This window comes from Thermosporothrix hazakensis, from assembly GCF_003253565.1.
Taxonomy (GTDB): domain Bacteria; phylum Chloroflexota; class Ktedonobacteria; order Ktedonobacterales; family Ktedonobacteraceae; genus Thermosporothrix; species Thermosporothrix hazakensis.
The window spans coordinates 756,454-771,851 of sequence record NZ_QKUF01000001.1 but is presented as its reverse complement, the minus strand read 5'-3'; the positions used below and the strand labels follow the sequence as shown (position 1 = coordinate 771,851).

The 15,398-nt window shown below is 53.6% G+C and carries 14 protein-coding genes and 2 tRNA genes; 13 read left to right on the top strand and 3 right to left on the bottom strand.

The window, feature by feature from the left end; translation table 11 throughout:
- The first annotated feature begins 26 nt into the window (after positions 1–26).
- Complete coding sequence (locus tag EI42_RS03315) at positions 27–386, top strand: DUF488 domain-containing protein (protein ID WP_111318778.1); 360 nt, start codon at positions 27–29, stop codon at positions 384–386.
- Between the two features lie 51 nt (positions 387–437).
- Here EI42_RS03315 and EI42_RS03310 read toward each other — a convergent pair whose 3' ends face one another.
- Entirely contained in the window at positions 438–626 is a 189-nt protein-coding gene (locus EI42_RS03310; protein WP_111318776.1) for a hypothetical protein, read from the bottom strand.
- Positions 627–852: 226 nt separating this feature from the next.
- On the opposite strand from EI42_RS03310, the gene EI42_RS03305 reads away from it, so the two are divergent.
- Positions 853–3,276: a DNA polymerase domain-containing protein gene (locus EI42_RS03305; protein WP_111318774.1), complete on the top strand. Its 2,424-nt coding sequence runs from the start codon at positions 853–855 to the stop codon at positions 3,274–3,276.
- Between the two features lie 79 nt (positions 3,277–3,355).
- On the opposite strand, the gene EI42_RS03300 is transcribed toward EI42_RS03305, so the two are convergent.
- Positions 3,356–4,300 (bottom strand): aldose 1-epimerase family protein, encoded by a 945-nt coding sequence (locus EI42_RS03300; RefSeq protein ID WP_170142313.1) that lies wholly within the window; start codon positions 4,298–4,300, stop codon positions 3,356–3,358.
- Between the two features lie 470 nt (positions 4,301–4,770).
- On the opposite strand from EI42_RS03300, the gene EI42_RS03295 reads away from it, so the two are divergent.
- From EI42_RS03295 to EI42_RS03250, 10 genes are all read left to right on the top strand, one after another.
- Positions 4,771–6,249: an isochorismate synthase gene (locus tag EI42_RS03295; protein WP_111318770.1), complete on the top strand. Its 1,479-nt coding sequence runs from the start codon at positions 4,771–4,773 to the stop codon at positions 6,247–6,249.
- 18 nt (positions 6,250–6,267) lie between these two features.
- Positions 6,268–8,259 carry a 2-succinyl-5-enolpyruvyl-6-hydroxy-3-cyclohexene-1-carboxylic-acid synthase gene (gene menD / locus EI42_RS03290; protein WP_111318768.1) on the top strand — a complete coding sequence of 664 codons (1,992 nt, stop codon included), beginning with the start codon at positions 6,268–6,270 and terminating at the stop codon, positions 8,257–8,259.
- On the top strand, positions 8,256–9,080 hold the full coding sequence (gene menH / locus EI42_RS03285; RefSeq protein WP_111318766.1) for a 2-succinyl-6-hydroxy-2,4-cyclohexadiene-1-carboxylate synthase: 825 nt from the start codon (positions 8,256–8,258) through the stop codon (positions 9,078–9,080). Before menD ends, menH begins: the two co-directional genes overlap by 4 nt.
- A gap of 63 nt (positions 9,081–9,143) precedes the next feature.
- Entirely contained in the window at positions 9,144–9,962 is an 819-nt protein-coding gene (gene menB / locus EI42_RS03280) for a 1,4-dihydroxy-2-naphthoyl-CoA synthase (protein WP_111318764.1), read from the top strand.
- A gap of 8 nt (positions 9,963–9,970) precedes the next feature.
- Positions 9,971–11,098 carry an o-succinylbenzoate synthase gene (menC, locus tag EI42_RS03275; protein WP_111318762.1) on the top strand — a complete coding sequence of 376 codons (1,128 nt, stop codon included), beginning with the start codon at positions 9,971–9,973 and terminating at the stop codon, positions 11,096–11,098.
- Between the two features lie 17 nt (positions 11,099–11,115).
- Positions 11,116–12,636 (top strand): o-succinylbenzoate--CoA ligase, encoded by a 1,521-nt coding sequence (locus tag EI42_RS03270; RefSeq protein WP_111318760.1) that lies wholly within the window; start codon positions 11,116–11,118, stop codon positions 12,634–12,636.
- Between the two features lie 261 nt (positions 12,637–12,897).
- Entirely contained in the window at positions 12,898–13,251 is a 354-nt protein-coding gene (locus tag EI42_RS03265; protein WP_111318758.1) for a response regulator transcription factor, read from the top strand.
- Positions 13,252–13,345: 94 nt separating this feature from the next.
- Positions 13,346–13,828: an NUDIX hydrolase gene (locus tag EI42_RS03260; protein ID WP_111318756.1), complete on the top strand. Its 483-nt coding sequence runs from the start codon at positions 13,346–13,348 to the stop codon at positions 13,826–13,828.
- 155 nt (positions 13,829–13,983) lie between these two features.
- Positions 13,984–14,074: transfer RNA gene (locus tag EI42_RS03255), tRNA-Ser, on the top strand.
- A gap of 39 nt (positions 14,075–14,113) precedes the next feature.
- A tRNA-Trp gene (locus EI42_RS03250) sits at positions 14,114–14,189 on the top strand.
- Positions 14,190–14,237: 48 nt separating this feature from the next.
- Here EI42_RS03250 and EI42_RS03245 read toward each other — a convergent pair.
- On the bottom strand, positions 14,238–14,612 hold the full coding sequence (locus EI42_RS03245) for a nuclear transport factor 2 family protein (RefSeq protein WP_111318754.1): 375 nt from the start codon (positions 14,610–14,612) through the stop codon (positions 14,238–14,240).
- A 161-nt stretch (positions 14,613–14,773) separates the two neighbouring features.
- On the opposite strand from EI42_RS03245, the gene EI42_RS03240 reads away from it, so the two are divergent.
- Positions 14,774–15,397 (top strand): hypothetical protein, encoded by a 624-nt coding sequence (locus EI42_RS03240; protein ID WP_111318752.1) that lies wholly within the window; start codon positions 14,774–14,776, stop codon positions 15,395–15,397.
- Position 15,398: the final 1 nt, after the last annotated feature.

Genomic DNA, 15,398 nt, shown 5'->3' with positions numbered 1-15,398 from the left:
TGGAGACCTGGAGAGTGAGGCGAATCATGTATCCGATCCGTTTAAAGCGAGCATATGAAGCGCCTGACGAAAGCGATGGCACGCGTGTCCTGGTAGAACGGCTCTGGCCCAGAGGTGTTTCAAAGGCAAAGGCGCATATTGATCTCTGGCTGAAAGACATTGCGCCCAGTACCGACCTGCGCCACTGGTATGGCCATGAGCCAGAAAAGTTCCCTGAGTTTCGGCAGCGCTACGAAGCCGAGTTACATGAGGGCGCAGCACATGATGCGCTCAATCGTTTGCGGGAAATGATACAGCAACAGCCTGTCACGCTGGTTTATGCCACGAAAGATGCAGAGCATAGCAGCGCAGCAGTATTATATGATATCTTACAACAACAGCAATAATAGCTGGCTAGGTCTGTAGGGAGGCCTTCTCTCTCTACAGGCCTGCTTTGTTTATCGGCAGAACTGGCATTTCAACGGTAACTGGGTTGCGGTTGGGGTCGGTCCGGGCGTGGGAAAGGCATACAGAGGACGCTCCGTGTAGGGAAACATCGGCGCGACCAGCAAGAGTAACAGAAGGCAGGCAGCCACAATTAGAAGTGCGCTCCCGAGAAACAGCAACTGCTTGCGATGAATAACCATATGATCTCCCTCTTTTTACTGTGGCTTTCCTTCATTGCGATGATCTCAGAATCTGTATGAGTGCTATTGTATTGATATATGGATATGTTTTGAAAGCAAATAGCCGCTTTGTCATACACGAGTGAGATCCCTATAGGAGATGCTGGTGAGGCCCAGGTTGTTTGTTGTCGGGAAACATGGTATGCTCTGGAATAGATGTTCTCATTTTCAGGAGAAGGAGTAGACTGTGCAGGCCCATCACGATGAATATGTATTTGGATGGGACCCGACGCCCGGTATTGTTTCGGTCTGGGCGAATCGCCAGGGTAGAGTGTTGTACTGGCGCAGGGTGCGGGATGAGGAGGGAAACGAGCGGGTGCTTTGTGTACGAGATCGGTTTCGTCCCTGGATTCTGGCAACCTCGCTGGATGACGTCTCGCACCTGGGGTCCGATCTGGTGGAGGAAGGGCGCGGGGGAACGAGTCGGACGGTCTGGTATCGGGAGCTGCAGGGGGAAGAGGGGAGCTATCGTTTTTTGCTCTCCGCCTTTGATGGGCGCACGCTGGAACAGGCTATTCTTGAGGGGGCCTCGCTGCGCTTGCAACGTGCAGTCAAAACGGTACAGGAGTTGCCCGACGCCTATTACAGAGTTGGCCCGGTCGAGCAATATCTGATTGGAAGCGGACGCGTCTATTTTCGGGGATTGCACTATGACGATCTGCATCGGCTCCAATTTGATCTTGAGACCACAGCGCTGGATCCACATCGCGGGCGTATCTTCCTGATCGCAGTTCGTGACAATCGGGGTCTTGCTGAGGTGCTGGAGGCGCCGCATCCCGAAGATGAGAAGCGCTTGCTACAGACCTTCTGTCAGCTTGTGCGCGAGCGTGACCCTGATATTCTGGAAAACCATAACCTCTTTGGCTTTGATCTTCCATTTCTTGAGCATCGAGCACTGATCCATGATATTTCGCTTGATATCGGGCGTACAGGTTTTGATGGTGCTCCTATGCTTCTTGAGCGCTATGAAGAAACACTGGCAATCGGCCCGGAGGCACGCAAGCGAACGCGCTATAGTGTTGGCGGGCGCGAACTCATCGATACGCTTGACGCGGTGCGTCGCCATGATTTTGTGGTGCGGGCACTCCCGAGCTATGGCCTGAAAGATGTGGCGCGTTATTTTGGGCTGGCCTCGCAGGAACGCGTCTATATTGAGGGGAGCGAGATTTTCGCACGGTATCAACGCGAGCCGGAGCGGGTCAGGCGCTATGCCCTCGATGATGTCTCCGAAGTTGATGGCCTCTCAAAACGCCTTCAGGGGGCGCCATTTGCCCTCGCTGGTATGGCACCCCGTCGTTATGAACGCCTGGCCTCTGCCGGGCCTGCTATGGGCATTTTAGAGCCAATGTTGGTCAGGGCCTACCTGCGTCGAGAAACAGCTTTGCCGGGTTCGGGACAACGGGTGTTGAGTGGAGACCTGCACGAAGGCGGTGCGGTGCGGCTCTTTGCCAGCGGCGTGGCCCGTAATGTGGTCAAGGCGGATGTTGCTTCACTCTATCCATCGCTGATGCGTACATTTCAGATTGGGCCCTCGTGTGATCGCCTGGGCGTTCTTCTCAGCATTCTGGACCGGCTGACCGACTTACGTTTAGAGCAGAAAGCCGCGGCGCGAGAGGCGGTGCCAGACTCGATTGAGGCAAACCATTATGAGGCGACGCAGGCCGCGATGAAGATCCTCATCAATTCGGCCTATGGCTACATGGGTGCTGGCTCAATGGCGCTCTTTGCTGATAGTCAGGCGGCGTCGGAGGTGACACGTCGAGGGCGGGCGATCCTTGCTCAGGTCTTGCAGGCGCTGGAGAAGCGAGGTATGGTGCTGATTGAGGCCGATACTGATGGTGTCTATTTCGCTGTACCAGATCACTGGAATGCCGAGCAGGAGCAGCGTCTTGTGGCTGAGATTGGCGCGGAGCTGCCGGCGGGCATTCGGTTGGAATATGAAGGGCGCTATCAGGCTATGCTCAGTCACGAGGTGAAAAATTATGCTTTGCTTACCTACTCGGGGGAGCTGATCGTGCGTGGGGTGGCGTTGCGGTCAAGCCGGGTGGAGCCATTTGGCGAGCGTTTTTTGTTGCAGGCGCTTCGCTGTACCTTGTTGGGTGATATTTCCGGGGTGCGCAACGCCTACCTTGAAACGGTTGACGCGCTTCGCATGAAGCGGCTCCCCGCAATTGATGTTGCGACCCGGGTTCGGCTTTCCAAGACGCCAGAAGAGTATCTGGCGCAGCGCAAGAAGCATCTGGAACCCGCCTACGAGGCTCTGCTTCAGGCCGGACGGCGGAAATGGTTTCCAGGAGAGCGGGTGCGCTTCTATCGTGCCAGAAATCGTCAGTATGTCTGGATTCCAGAGGAAACAGCCGAGACCGCCACACATAACGACTGGGAACAGCCTCCGGGGAATGCGAACGAGCTTCGAGACCGCCGTGATTATGATACAGAGCACTATATTCAGGTGCTGAAGAACTCCTACGCGAAGCGCCTACAGAAGGCTTTTACCCCCGAGGATTATCATGCGCTTTTCAGCAATGAGCAGCCAGGTCTGTTTGATGGGATCTTTGAGCGACCGCTTGAGTGTATTCAGCCCATTTTGAAGCGTGAGGAGACCATTTGATCTGTGCTTAAAGCACAAGGCTTCCCGTGTCGGCTTGTTACAGGCGGTATTCCCCTGACAGGAATACCGCCCGGACCGTTTAAAGGGTAACGGTGATCCCCCACAGGCTTCGCGTGGTCTCGCCTGGTTGCAGAATCTGGAGGCCCAGACCGTTATTAAAGGCGTTGGCGGCGCAGGTGTATGGCTCAATGGCAAGGCCGCGCCGCCGTTCGTTTTCGGGCAGAGGATCGCCGGTGAAGACTTGCACATAACGGTACGACTCATCCAGAAAGAGGGTCACTGTGGGGTGGCCCTGAGCGGTCGAGAGGCTGATGCGGGCGAAGCCATCCGTGTCGCGTTCCAGATCAGCAAAACCGGTGTCCAGTTCAAGAGCCCCGATTTTGCGTGTCTGGCGAAAATCATAGCTGGTTCCTTCAACGGGAAGAGGCTTCGGATCGGGAATCATACGCTCATTGGTCTGAAAATAAGAGCGTGCTGGAAGGCGCAAGGTTGCACAGTTGACTCGCTCGGTGCCTACCGTAAAGTAGGGATGGTGCCCGATGCCATAGGGAAGCGGTGTCGGGCCGACATTCTGCGCGGTTGTTTCAATTTCCAGGCCCCGCTCGGTGAGTTTGTAGGTATGCTGTAACGCAAGCAGAAAGGGGTAGCCTTCCTGAACATGGAGCGTCAGCGCAAACGTGACCTGATCCTTTTCGCGCTGACTGATGTGCCAGTTCATCCAGCGTGTAAAGCCGTGGATGGCGTGATTGCGTGGAAGCTCATTGATGGGAAGCTGATATGTCTTTCCCTGGAAGGTATAGCGTCCGTCTTCTACACGGTTAGGCCAGGGTAAGAGCACCTGTCCACGTCCTGCCTGAGCGCTCTCCTGCTCAGGGTAGGTGTCCAGAAACTCGCGGCCCGCGACACGCAGAGAGCGCAGCCCGGCCCCGACCTCAGTGAGCACTGCCTGCATATTTCCGCGACGGATTTCAATTTGTTGACCCATTGGAAGGGTCTGACCCTGTGTCGATGCGCCTGATATCATCACTTTTCCCCTTCTCATTTTCGGTAAAAGCCAGTGTATGAGTCTATAAAAAGTATACTGCTTTTCGCGTAGTCTCACCAGTCAGAATGCTGATAAACACGGTCTGGGTGCCTTTTGAGGGAGGAGTGAAGCGGGGAGAAAGTTGGTAGGCGTGATACTGGCATGCTATAATACAGAAGAATTGTTTGACGAATACTGGCCGTTTCTCAGGACTACAAAAGAGAAGCTCATCTAGAAAAACGAATAGTGGTGAATGAAAGGTATGTGGTGATTATGGTGTATTTGTGTAGGATAGATGAGCGCCAACCCCTTTGATGCTAATTTATCTATGCCCATTTGTTTTTGCTTGCTCGTATCCAGGCATGTACGTTATTTTTTTGCCTGTGCATATGGCGTCTGGAGCTGCTATGATTCGATAATAAAAGAATGGGCAAGAAAAAAAGAGGAACTTTTATCTAAACAGGTGAATTATGGAGACTGTTTTTACTGATATACCGGCTATGAGTGAGAGTGAGACCGGGGAAGATGGGTTGTCACAACATGTTGTAGAGCGTCTGTTTTTCCTCTGTCAAGAGGCTTCTGCTCGTGCCTCGCATCTACAACAGAGCGTGCTGGCGTGTTTTACTCTATCAGTCAAACGGTATGATCCGCTCCATGTATTTTACGCTTTTCGGCGTATGGAAATGGGGGAACGCTTCTTCTGGGAGGTTCCGGCAACCGGTCAGGCACTTATTGGTGTAGGGAGCGCCGTAACGATTAACGCACAGGGGGCGAACCGTTTCGACGATGCCGCTGAGGCGGTACGCTTCTATCAAGATCATGCATTAGTAGCGGGTGATGAGTACAGCCCGCTCTTTTTTGGTGGTTTTCGCTTTGATCCGCAACGTCCCCCTACTGAGCTCTGGCATGGTTTCCCGGAAGGATTACTGATCTTGCCGCGTTTTCTGTATCAGTGTCACCCCGGGCGTGAGCAGGCAACACTCACGTTGCATATGCTGATCGAGCCTGAGACCGCGATTGAACCTCTCTCTACTCTGTTCATTGAACAATTGCGGCGTTTTAACGCAATAGTTGCATCGATACCTGTACACAGATTCCTGCAAGCAAATGACGAAGTTACGCCGCTTCGTATCTCCAATGTGTTGCCGCCACAGGAGTGGATGGGCATTGTGGCGAAGGCTGTCGAGAAGATGCAACGGGGTGAGTATCAGAAGGTTGTGCTGGCGCGCGCAGTTGAGGCCAGCCGCGAACTTCCCTTTGATATTGAAGCGACATTGGCCCGGTTGCGCGTGAACTATCCGAATACCTTTGTATTCGCGATCCAGCGAGGGAACAAGTATTTTGTTGGAGCGACGCCCGAGCGGTTGGCGCGTGCCCACAACGGTTTGATCGAGACAATGGCCCTGGCCAGTTCTGCACCACGAGGGAAGACGGAAGCAGAAGACCGGATGTTTGAGCGTGAGCTGGAACGACCCAAAACCATGCATGAGCACTTGATTGTAGTTGATATGATCCGTTCTGCCCTGGAACAGATTTGCTCTGAGGTCACGGTTGATAAAAAACCGCAGTTGCTCAAGCTCAAGAATATTCAGCATTTGCACACGCATATTGCCGGTCGATTGTTGCCGGGGTGCTATGTACTGGATGTCATGAAAGACCTGCATCCGACGCCTGCTGTGGGTGGATTTCCTCGTGAAAAGGCTCTGGAAGAGATTCGCCTGCATGAGAAGCTGGATCGCGGCTGGTATGCCGGTCCGATTGGTTGGGTAGATGGTAACGGGAACGGTGAGTTTGCTGTTGCTCTGCGCTCTGCACTGATCGATGGGCAGAAAGCAACGCTCTTTGTTGGAAATGGTATGGTTGCCGATTCCGATCCAGAAAGCGAATTCCGCGAGACCTGTTTGAAAACCCCTGTTATGTTACGTGGTCTCGGTGGTGAATGCGAATAAGAAAGAAGTAAAGGCGTTATGACTGAGATTCAATCGAAGAACCAACCCGAGAACCCCACCTTTGCCTATGTCGGGGCATTTGTTGATGAACTGCAACGTTCAGGTGTGCATCACATCGTTTTCTGCCCGGGGTCACGTTCAACGCCATTAGCCATCGCTTTCGCGCAACATCCAACTATTCGCACCTGGCTGCATATTGATGAGCGTTCTGCTGCCTTCTTTGCATTGGGCCTGGCGAAGCGCCTGACCGCGCCCGTTGCGTTGCTCTGTACGTCGGGGACTGCGGCTGCCAATTTTCTGCCTGCGGTTGTCGAGGCGAAGTTGACGCATATTCCTCTGTTGATTCTGACTGCTGATAGACCCCATGAGTTGCGTGAGTGTGGTGCACCGCAGGCAATCGACCAGAATCGCATTTATGGCACCCACGTGAAATGGTATCAGGAGGCGGCCTTACCCGAAGCAACCAACACAGGATTGCGCTATATTCGGACACTGGCCTGTCGCGCAGCAGCACTTACAATGGCTTTTCCGGCTGGCCCAGTACATCTGAACTTCCCTTTCCGTGAGCCGTTGACGCCCGATCCGCAACCGTTGCCGCCCCTTGAGCAACGTGACCCGATCGCCTGGAATGGGCGTCCAGATGGTGAGCCCTATGTCACCGTAAGCGAGGCGCATTCCAGCCCCTATGTGGAGATCACCGCAGGCGATCGTTTTGTTGAGCTTGCGCGGAAGATGGCAGAGACACCGCGCACCCTGATTGTGGTCGGTCCTCATCTGCACCCACGGCTTCCGGTCATGCTGGCGGCAATGGCTCGCGCCTGGAGGATTCCGGTGCTGGCTGATCCTCTGTCCCAGTTGCGAGGCGGCCCAACGCTCTATGATCATATCATCACCAGCTATGACGCGTTCTTGCGCGATGCGGCCTTTATTGAACAGGCGGCTCCCGAGTTAATTATCCGCTTTGGGGCGATGCCTGTTTCAAAGCCTCTGCTGCTCTACATGAAGCGCTATAAAGACTGCCCTCAGGTTGTGATTGATGGGTACAGTGACTGGCCTGAGCCAACGCAGCTCGCTTCTGAGGTGATTCAGGCTGACCCGGTGGCGGTGGCGCAATATCTCTTCCACGCGGTCAAATCCTATGCGGAAGAGCCACAGCAGAGCCCGGGTGATATCGCATGGCTGCGGCTCTGGCAGCGCGCCGATAGCGTGACGAGGCAGACCTTGCGACAGACAATGGAACACTTTGAGGAGCCATTTGAAGGGCGATTGTTCACTGAGCTGGCCGAAACACTTCCCGCGAACTCGATTCTCTTTGCGGGCAACAGTATGCCTGTGCGTGACCTGGATACCTTCTTCTGGCATACTGAAAAGCCGGTCGCGATTTATGGCAATCGGGGAGCAAATGGCATTGATGGCGTGGTGTCGACCGCGCTTGGTATCAGTGCTGCGACCACGGCGACCGGAGAAAAAGAACCGGTCTTTCTGGTGATCGGTGATCTCTCCTTTTTTCACGATATGAATGGTCTGCTCGCGGCGCATTTGCATAAACTCGATCTGACTATCATTCTGGTGAATAATGATGGTGGTGGTATCTTCTCGTTCCTGCCTCAGGCCGCGCACCCCGAGCATTTTGAGGCGTTATTCGGGACGCCAACTGGACTGGAATTCCATCATGTCGTTGAGATGTACAATGGAAACTATGCGCTTGTCTCTGATTGGAGCGAGTTCCGCGCTTTTGTTGAGCAGAGTGTTGAAATGGGTGGTCTGCACGTAATTGAGCTTCGGACCGAGCGCGAGAGCAATGTGCAGATGCATCGACAGCTCTGGCAGGCGGTCAGCGGGGCGCTGGCGCAACTGCATGATACCAATACTGAGAGCCTGTACGAGGAAGAGCGCCTACCCGAAAAACAACAACTGGACGAGGCCGACGTCATCTCCGGGGAGGCCATCTTCGAGCCAGTACAGGAGGGCGACGACGACTTCGATCTGTTGGAGCAAGATGACCGATGAGGATTGCAGTAAATGGTGTCCATCTCAACGCGGAATGGTATGGCCATGAGCAACACCCGCCACTGGTGCTGTTGCATGGTTTTACCGGGAGCACGGCGACGTGGCGCCCCCTGTTTGCCGGGCTGGCTCGGTATCAGCTTCGCCTGATCGCGCTGGATATGCTCGGGCATGGAGCCTCTGACGTGCCTGCCGATCCAGAGCGCTACAGGATGGAGCATTGTCTTGAAGATATTCTGGCCGTTTTGCGCACGCTTGGCATTCGCGAAGGCGAGGCTGCACTATTGGGCTATTCAATGGGGGGGCGCATCGCCCTCTATTGCGCTTTCTCTGGCTTCTTCCGTGCGGTCATTCTAGAAAGTGCATCGCCCGGGCTGGCAGATCCTCAGGCGCGAATAGAACGGCAGCGCAGCGATGAGGCTCTAGCGGAGCGGATTGAGCGCGAGGGCGTGCCTGCCTTTGTCAACTACTGGGAGCGGCTCCCGTTGTTTGCTTCACAGCAATCGCTCTCGGAGGCGCGACAGCAGGCGCTTCGGGCTCAGCGGCTCCAGAACAGTGCCCTGGGACTGGCAAATAGCCTGCGTGGTGTGGGCACGGGCGTACAGCCAGCTTTACATGAGCGGCTATCGTCATTAACCATCCCGGCGCTCTTGTTAACCGGTGAGCTGGATACCAAATTCTGCACAATTGCGGAGATGATGGCCGGTCGGCTTCCCCGAGTCGAATGGCAACGGGTTGCGGGAGCAGGCCATGCTATTCATCTCGAACGACCAGAGGCATACAACCAGTATGTAGGACAATTCTGCACAAAGGTGCTAAGATGAAGAAGGGGGGCAGTTTCCCCTGCTACCCTGGAAATTCCTAGTTTAGTCAGGAGATGAAGTATTATGGCTGTCGAATGGCAGAAAGTATGTGATTATCAGGACATTATTTTCGAGAAGGCTGAGGGCATTGGGAAGATCACCATCAATCGTCCTGAGGTGCACAACGCCTTCCGTCCAGAAACGCTGTCTGAAATGATCGATGCTTTTAATCGCTGTCGTGAGGATCAGGAGATCGGCGTTGTGATTCTGACCGGTGCTGGCGGTCGTGCCTTCTGCTCCGGTGGCGATCAGCGTGTACGCGGCGAGGGGGGATATGTTGGAGGTGACGGCGTGCCCCGCCTCAATGCGCTTGATTTGCAGCGTGTCATTAAATATCTTCCCAAGCCCGTTATCGCAATGGTTGCAGGTTACGCGATTGGTGGCGGACATGTGCTGCATGTTCTCTGTGACTTGACCATTGCTGCTGACAATGCTCGTTTTGGTCAGACAGGCCCGAAAGTCGGCAGCTTTGACGCCGGTTGGGGAGCTACCTATCTGGCCCGCATCGTCGGCCATAAGAAGGCCCGCGAGATCTGGTATTTGTGCCGCCAGTATAGCGCTCAGGAAGCGCTGGACATGGGTCTCGTCAATGCAGTTGTGCCTCTGGAGCAACTGGAAGAAGAGACCGTGAAATGGGCGAAAGAGATTCTGGCGAAGAGCCCCATTGCGATTCGCTTCCTTAAGGCTGCCTTCAATGCTGATACCGATGGTCTGGCTGGTATTCAGGATCTGGCCGGTGACGCGACCATGCTCTACTATATGACTGAGGAAGGCAAGGAAGGCAAAAACGCATTCCTTGAGAAGCGCAAGCCCGACTTCTCGAAGTTCCCACGCCTGCCATAAGGTAACCCATGAGTATTGTTGATATTCTCTGTCATCCGTACCGGATACCGCTACGCACGGGTGTTTCAACTGCTCATGGAAAGCTAGCTGTGCGCAGCGGTGCAATTCTTGGGGTACGTTCTGCGAGTGGGCACATTGGCTATGGCGATGCTGCCCCTCTCGCAGATTTTCATGCTGAAACGCTCGCTTCTGTCTTGCAGTCGCTGACTCCATTGCTGACACAACTTCAAGGACGTGAGCCTCTCTCCGCCCTTTCGACGCTCTATAACCTGCTCGATTCCGTCAAGTTGCCTTCTGCCACGGTGTTTGGTCTGGAGGTGGCCCTGCTCGATCTGGTCAGTAAGATGCGCGGCGTTCCGCTGTATAGCCAGCTCTTGCACGATTCCGGGAAAGGAAAGAGTGCCATTCCTGTCAATGCAGTTATCGGGGCGAGTGGCATTGATGAGACAGTGCAGGCCGCTCGAATGGCGGTCCAACGTGGGTTTCGGTGTCTGAAGCTCAAGGTGGCGAATGGATTGAGCGAAGAAGATGAAATTGCTCGCATCGCGGCGGTTCGGCAGGCCGTTGGATCAGATGTGGGGTTACGTCTTGATGCCAATGAGCACTGGGATTTTGAGCGTGCTGTCAGGGTGTTGAATGCTTGCGCCTCGTACGATATTCAGTATGTAGAGCAGCCATTCAGAGCCTATGATCTGGACAGCATGTATCGCTTGCGTCAGGAGGTGGCGATTCCCGTTGCTGCTGATGAGGCCGTCTATAACCTTGAGAATGCCCGACGTATTGTGGCCTGGGAGGCGGCTGATATTTTGATTATCAAGCCGCAGATGACAGGGGGTCTCTATATGTCGCGCCAGATTATTCATGAGGCAACGCGCCATAATGTTCAGTGTGTGGTAACGGATGCGATGGAAAGTGGAATCGGAGTTGTCGCAACCCTGCATCTTGCTGCGGCCTCGCCCGAAGTGACACTGCCTTGTGGGCTGGCGACGCTGGATCTGTTGGCTGATGACCTGCTATTGGAAGCCCTGCCGGTCGAGCAGGGATCTATGACAGTACCTGCTGGTCCTGGTCTGGGAATGTCTCTTGATCAAGATGCTTTGAAAAAATATGCAGTGAAAGAGGTGAGGGGAGAGTGAAGGTAGAAACTCCTTCCATGACAACAACAACTGTGTTGCCCAATTGGCTCAAACGCTGTGCCGAGAATTACCCCACGCGTTGTGCTCTCACCTATGGTTCTGTTCATTGGAGCTTTGCTGAGCTGAATGCGCAGGTAGAACGGCTGGCGCGGCAGCTTGCCGGGGCTGGTGTGCAGGAGGGGAGTCGTGTCGCGTGTATGGCAATGAATGGCCCGGCGCTGGTGATCTGTGTCTATGCCCTGACACGCTTGAAGGCTATTCTTGTCCCGCTGAATATTCGTTTGTCGGTTCAAGAACTGTGCTGGCAGTTACAGGATGTTCGAGCTGATCTGCTGCTGTATGAGCCGCGGTTCGCAACGACGGTCGCGACCATTGCCGAGATGGTGCCGGGATTAAAGCAGCACGCGCTGCTGACCGGGAGCGAGGACGAGCGCTATGCCGTATGGCTTGAGGCGGCGACCGAGCAGGATGTCCCGCTAAGCGAAGAGATCTCGTTAAACGCAACACAGGCTATTATGTACACATCAGGTACTACCGGACATCCAAAGGGTGTTCTGATTACCTATGCTATGCAATGGTGGAATGCTGTTGGCTCGGCGTTGAATATGGGGCTGCATGCGCGTGATTGCTGGCTTGCCTGCATGCCATTGTTTCATATTGGTGGCCTTTCGATCCTGATGCGCAGTGTGATCTATGGTATCAGGATTTATGTGATGGAAAAGTTTGACGCTCAGGCTGTCAATCGGGCTATTTGCGAGGATGGTGTGACGATTATCTCGGTGGTGGCGGTCATGCTTCAGCGCATGCTGAACGCGTTAGATGAGGGACAGCGCTATCCTGAGACGTTTCGTTGTGCGCTACTCGGCGGAGGTCCTGCACCTTTACCTTTGCTGCAAGCGTGTGCGGCACGCAATGTGCCCGTGGTGCAGACGTATGGCCTGACCGAAGCCTGTTCTCAGGCGGCAACGCTGGCCCCCGAGGATGCCTTGCGCAAGCTCGGGTCCGCTGGTAAACCTCTGTTGCCTGTGCAGTTGCGCATTTTGAACGATGGAGTGGAAGCAAAGCCCGGAGAGCCGGGAACTATCTACCTGAAAGGGCCAACAATCACCCCCGGCTATGATCATCGCCCTGACGCGACCAGTGAGGCGTTTTTTGACGGCTGGTTCTCGACCGGAGATATTGGATATGTGGATGCCGAAGGCTATCTTTATGTGCTTGATCGGCGTACAGATCTTATCGTTTCTGGTGGGGAAAATGTCTATCCAGCCGAGGTAGAAGCGGCTCTGCTGTCTCATCCCGCCGTGGCAGAGGTGGGAGTCTGTGGCCGAGAACATGTCCAGTGGGGACAGGTACCTGTGGCCTGTGTTTGCCTGCATCCCGGGGCTCAGCTCTCAGAAAGTGAGCTTCAACGCTATGCTGAACAGAGGCTTGCTCGCTATAAGGTGCCGAAGGCTATTTACTTTGTCTCTCAGTTGCCGCGTACCGCTTCTGGCAAGTTGGTGCGCCGCGATTTGAAGCTGTTGCTTCCTGAAGCCTGAAAGGCTATCAGGAGAAGCGGGGTCGCTCTGGCCTCGCTTTTTCTTTTGGGGAGCGAGGATGTCTCTGTTGGCTTCTTACTACAATGTACAAACAAAAGTTCACAAATGTCACTCTTTCATTTCTCAGTTGTTTATCAGATATGTGACATAGAAGATACTCTAATATCATTTTAATAGGATTTGGACCATAAGTGTGTTATAGTTTCTAATAACGAATGGAAATCTGCTATGTATCGCTTGAAGCCGAGGAGGGCGGACACTATGCGTATCGCTGTCATCGAGAACGAATTGTCCATACAGGACATGTTGCGCTATGCATTAGAACTGGAAGGACACCGGGTTGATATATATGCGTGTATCCCAGATCAGTTCCTTACGTGCGATCTTGTCATTATCGAGCCGGGAGAATACGGGCAGCATTTTCAGGTGGTCTTACACTGTATCGAGTATTATCGAGTTCCGGTCGTAATTCTGACCTTTTACGATTGGAACATTATTATGGCTCAGGAATATGGGGTTCCGGCTCTCCGCAAGTTGCCGTTTCGTCTCTCCTTGTTTCTGAAATATGTCAATATGTTTCAAGACAGCACCGTGAGTCGGCTGAAGGTCGGGTGAACGCTTGTAGGGAACATGTGCTTTTTGCTATACTGCTCTTCGGGCGTCTGTATGTGACGGTCAATCTCAAGTAGAAAGAGGGGTAACTCGGGTCATGGTGACACCGGTTCTGGCTACGCTCGGGTATATTCTGTCTCCTGATGGCAAGCAGGTTTTGATGATCCACCGGAACAAACGGCCTGATGATCTCCATTATGGGAAATATAATGGCCTGGGTGGACGGCTTGAGGTCGGAGAGGATGTGGCAACCTGCATGAAGCGGGAAATTCGTGAAGAGTCTGGTCTGGAAGTGGATCAGATGACCCTGCGGGGGTCGATTATGTGGCAGGGCTTCGGTAAACAGGGGCAGGACTGGTTCGGCTTCATTTTCCGTATCGATCGCTGGCATGGCGAGCAGCATTCTGGGAACGCTGAAGGCTCGCTAGTATGGGTTCCGCTGGATTCTCTGGCTGCGCTTCCTATGTGGCCAAGCGACAGATATTTTTTGCCGATGGTGTTCGATCAGGATGAGCGTCCTTTTCATGGTCATATGCTTTTCCGCAATGGTGAGTGCCTGAGCTGGACATACCAGCGGTAAGCTTGACGGGGCATGGTACAATAAGATCGCTCCGGGTGAATCCCTTCTCTTGCAGGTGAGCGCTGCGAAAAGTCTGAAAAATTCCCAGACAAAGCTATTGACAAGCTTTAAAGAACCTGCTAATATGTTGGAGAAAGGTGATGAGCCTGACGTACGGAGAGGTCGCATAGTGGCCTAGTGCGGCGGTTTGCTAAACCGCTGAGGGGTATTCCCCCTCCGAGAGTTCGAATCTCTCCCTCTCCGCCAGAAAGAGCGCATATTCAATATGTGCTCTTTAGTTCCCTTAGGGGAGTAGCTCAATTGGTAGAGCACCCGACTCCAAATCGGGCGGTTGCGAGTTCGAGTCTTGTCTCCCCTGCCAGAAAAACCTCTCTCATCTCACACAGAGAGGTTTCTTTTTTTCACCCAGTTACTTCATTATTTCGACCCATTGTGCTCGCCAATCCGGAGCAGTATACGGTTCAGGCCAGTAATCAACCTCTTTGACAATCAGACTATCCCGTAGCTCAAAAAAAGAGATCGCGGTTTCCTGTTGTCCCTGAAAGGCCATTGTGCAGAGGGTCACCGCTTCGTTCTCGCTTGCCAGAATACGGTGAATGGTGATGGTCCATTCTCCGGGGTAATTTGCATTCACGGCAATGTAATTTTCCTTGCCGCGAATCCGCTCCCTCGTTTGCGGCCACTCACAGGTGAAGTCATCATGAAGAAATACTGCCAGATCCTCGAAGCGTCTCTCGCTCATAGTCTGCCAGAAGCGCTCTATCAGGTCATGAGATGAATGCATTGCCTGCTTTCCTTTCTTTTGCTATTTTTCTATTATAGAAGAGATGTTCTATTTCGTAAAGTGGAAATATGGAAAAAACGAACCTTTTTTCTTCCTTATCCGTAAATGAAGTAGCGATCAACGGAAGGAGCGCAATCTATGAGCGGAAGGAGCATAATTATATGAGTGAACAGACAGGGAACGAAGCAAAAGGACGCAGTATCGTTGCGTATACCGATAGAGGGCGTTGGGTTAAGTCGAATGTGCGCAATCTGGCTACCGGAGCCGGACTGGCGTTTCTGGCAACACGGAAAGGCGCGAACTTCCTGATCAAAACAATCTCCTCAACATCGCGGGGTCTCCTGATGGTCTGGGGTCTGGGCAATGTGCCGGCCCTGTTTCATATGTTGAGTACAAAACCTCTGGTAGTCGTGGATGAGGAGGGTATCCGGTACAATCTCCCTGCGCTTGGGCCGATAGAGCTTGGTGGCTTTCTGCCGTGGAACGAGATAGTCGGCCTCTATCTTGCTGATATCTCGGCTTTACAGCAGGGCAAGGCACAGAAAGTGCTCTGTGTGCTTCCCAGAAACAAGGAGACGTTCCTTCAACGTGGGAGTCTGGTAACACGCAAGGTGCGCGGCTTTATGAATAATATGGTCGGTTCACCTTTCTGTATTCTAGATTCTGGCGGCGTTACGCTGTCGCCCGAAGAGATCCTGAACCGTATCAGAACATCGTTTGCTGACAAGCTGGAAGAGCATCGCATTGTGCTTGGCGATGAGCGCAAGGTGGCGATGCCCCGCTAGG